3 protein-coding genes are annotated in these 3,436 nt (G+C 68.5%); all 3 read right to left on the bottom strand.

Translation table 11 applies throughout. The annotated features are described in order from the left end of the window. Positions 1–42: 42 nt before the first annotated feature. Positions 43–1,017 carry a dihydrodipicolinate synthase family protein gene (locus ABYX71_RS11215; protein ID WP_372696582.1) on the bottom strand — a complete coding sequence of 325 codons (975 nt, stop codon included), beginning with the start codon at positions 1,015–1,017 and terminating at the stop codon, positions 43–45. A gap of 24 nt (positions 1,018–1,041) precedes the next feature. After that, positions 1,042–1,326 carry a DUF1330 domain-containing protein gene (locus ABYX71_RS11220; protein WP_372696583.1) on the bottom strand — a complete coding sequence of 95 codons (285 nt, stop codon included), beginning with the start codon at positions 1,324–1,326 and terminating at the stop codon, positions 1,042–1,044. Positions 1,327–1,344: 18 nt separating this feature from the next. Then, positions 1,345–3,436, bottom strand: a 2,092-nt coding sequence (locus ABYX71_RS11225) for a xanthine dehydrogenase family protein molybdopterin-binding subunit (protein WP_372696584.1), incomplete at its 5' end; no start/stop codon positions are given.

Genomic DNA, 3,436 nt, shown 5'->3' on the forward strand with positions numbered 1-3,436 from the left:
CGGCTCGCGCGACCAGGGCACACCCACCACACCCGACACCCCTCAGACGATGCCCAGCTCCTGCATGCGTCCGCGGATCCATTCCTTCTTTTCCGGCGCCACCTGGCGAATGGGCGAACGCATCACGCCGCCGGCCAGGCCCAGCACCTCGTAGCAGACCTTCAGGTTGCCCAGCGTGGTGGCGTAGGTGAAGTTGCCGGACAGCGGCGCGAACATGATCTCGTCGTAGAAATCGCGCAGCGGCTGCAGCTGCTGGGAGATGGCGTAGGCCTCGTCCCACTGGCCGGCGCGTGCCAGCGCCGTGTACTGCTCCAGCAGGCCGCGCTTTTTGCCGTACAGGATGTGCGCGAAGGCGCCGTAGATGACCTGTCCGCCGGCGCGCAGGTCGTTCAGCCAGTGGTTCTCGAACGGGTCCGAGACGATGAAGTCGTCGCCCACCATGCGCCGCAGCTTGACGCTGTCGTCGTGGTTCATGCTGCCCTGCTTCATGCCGACGTAGCTCGGAATCTCGGACAGGCGCCGCGACAGGTCCAGGCTGATCAGGTGCCCGGCCACCATGGAGCGGTAGAACAGCAGCGCCATGTTGGAGTGATCGGCCAGGTACTTGAAGTAGTCGTAGATTTCCTGGTCCGAGCGCAGCTGGACGATGGGCGTGATGACTTCCGCCGCCACGTAGCCGAGCTTCTCGACGAAGTTCAGCTTTTCCATCGCCTGATGGACGCTCTGGTCGAAGATGATGGTGTGCAGCGGAATGCGGCCGGCGGCGGCCTCGGCCACCACCTGGTGGTAGCGCATCCACTCGCTGACCGAGGTGTTCCAGCACTCGGCGACGAAGCCGCCCATCACCAGCCCGCTCTCGCCGATGTCGATCAGGTATTCGACGTTGCGGCGCAGGCCGTCCTCGTCGAGGCTGTCGTCCGGCTTGAAGGGGGTACACGGGCAGTCGTACCAGTCGCGGATGGTCGCCTTGGCCCAGGCCTTGGCTTCGGATTTGGTGAACGGCAGCTTGCTGGCCATGGTCTTTACTCCTTGAAACGGGGGTTACATGGCATCGACGACGATCAGGCTCATGTCGACCGCCTGGTCACGAATGCGCTTGAGGGGCTGATAGTCGGGATCGGCCAGCCAGGCATCCACCGCTGCCCGGTCCGGAAAGCGGAACACCACCACCGAGTCCACCGCCTCGCCGTGCAGGGTGTCCGGCGCGTTGCTGCGCCCGATCAGTTCGCCGCCGTGGCGGCGCACGATGGGCCCGGCACCCTTACGGTACTCGGCCAGCAAATCCCAGTCCTTCACGTGCTGGGTGGAGATCATGATCACGGCCATGGTGGTGCCTCCCCGGCTTCAGGCCGCCTGCGAACGGCGACGTTGCTGCAACAGGCCGTACACCCGCTCGGCGCTGACCGGCAGCTGCATGATGGGCGCGCCGATGGCGTCCGCCACGGCGTTGGCAATGGCCGCCGGCGCCGGCACGTTGGCGGCCTCGGCGATCGGGCCGCAGTTGAACGGCCCCGGCCCTTGCGGGCGTTCCAGCAGCACCGTGTTCAGCTCCGGAATGTCGGCGATGCACGGAATCTTGTAATCGCCCAGGTGCAGCGCCAGCGGCTGGCCGTCGTCCATGCGGTGTTCGGACATCAGCGCGAAGCCCAGGCCCATGAGCATGGCGCCCTCGATCTGGCCCTGGTGACCGACCGGGTTCACGATGGTGCCGACATCGTGCGCGCTGGTGATGCGCCGCACGGTGACCTGGCCGGTTTCGGGGTCCACCGCCACTTCCGCCACCTGGGCGGTGAAGTTGGTGTCCGGCTGCTCCGGGAACAGGCCGAGCTTCTGATACACCTGCGCCGTCACCGGGCCGCCACTGAGTGCGGCCAGCTCGGCCAGGGTCAGGGCACGCCCGCCGGCACTGACCTGCCCGCCTTCCCAGGCCAGCACATCCGGCGCACAGCCAAGCGCCTGCGCCGCCAGCGGCGCCAGCTTCTCGCGCAGCGCGGCGACGGCGCTCATCACCGTCTGGCCGACCGCGTAGGTGGTACGGCAGCCGCCGACGCCAAAGTCGAACGGCAGCTCGTCGGTATCGGCGATGCGGATCCGCACCTCGGTCGGCGACATGTCCAGCGCCTCGCCGACGAACTGCTGCACGGCGGTGAACGTGCCCTGCCCCGGATCGCCGATGGGCAGCACCACGGTCACCTGGCCGTCGGGCGACAGTTCCAGCGCGCAGCTGGAATCCCCCCCGACCACGCCGCGCTCGTACATGGCAATGCCGAAGCCGACGTTCGGCTCCCTGCCGCGGCGCTCGAAGTAGCCGGACTCGCGCAGCGCCGCCTCCAGCGTCTCGGCCGCGCGCACGGTGGGCCACTGCACACCGGTGGCCGAGGCATCGCCCGCCTGCAGCACGTTGCGGCGGCGGAACTGCGCCGGGTCCATGCCCAGGGCGCGGGCGATCAGGTCGAACTGCGCCTCCACGGCAAACATGGTCTGCGGGCAGCCGGGGCTGCGCATGTGTCCGCCGGGGATGGTGTTGGTGTAGACCACGGTGCTGTGGATGTCGATGGCCGGCACGCGATAGCAGCTGGCCGCCTGGTCGGCGCCGTGCAGGTTCAGGTTCGGCATCGGCTTGTAGGCGCCGTAGGCACCGCCGTTGAACTTGAGGTCCACGTGCATGGCGGTGATGGTGCCGTCGCGGCGAACGCCGGTTTTTATGTCGATGCGCGCGGCGTGACGCGCATTGGCGGCCATCAGCTCCTCGGTGTAGCTCATCACCAGCTTCACCGGCCGGCCCGCCTCGCGCGACAGCAGGTACGCCACCGGCGCCTCCATCTGCGAACCCTTGCCGCCGAAGTCACCGCCGATGTGCAGGTTGTGCAGCCGGATGCTGGCGGCTTCCACACCAAAACAGGTCGCCAGCTGCGCGCGCAGCATGTACGGACTCTTGTTGGACGCCCACACCTCGGCCCGCCCGTCCGCCTGCACGCTGGCCAGCACGGCGTGCGGCTCGATGTAGCCGTGGTGCTCGGTCGGCGTGTGGAAGGTGTGTTCGAACACCTGGTCGGCCTGCGCGAAGCCGGCGTCGAGATCGCCGTGCTGCCAGCGCATGTAGCCACACACGTTCGGCACCTTGGGCTCGGCCGGATGGGTGAAGGCGCCGGGGTAGGACTTCGGGTCCTCGTGCACGCGCGGGGCGTCCGGCCGCAGGGCGGCGTCCACGTCGAACACCGCCGGCAGCTCCTCGTATTCCACCTCGATCAGCGACAGGGCCTGCTCGGCCAGCTCGCGCGTCTGCGCCGCCACCGCCGCCACCCGGTCGCCGACAAAACGCACCGTGTCCACCGCCAGCACGGCGTGGTCGCGCACCGCCCGGCCGGCGTAGTACGGATGCTCCTTGCCGGTCACCACGGCGTACACGCCAGGCAGCGCCCGCGCCGCGGAGGCA

The sequence above is a fragment of the Immundisolibacter sp. genome, from assembly GCF_041625615.1.
Classification (GTDB): domain Bacteria; phylum Pseudomonadota; class Gammaproteobacteria; order Immundisolibacterales; family Immundisolibacteraceae; genus Immundisolibacter.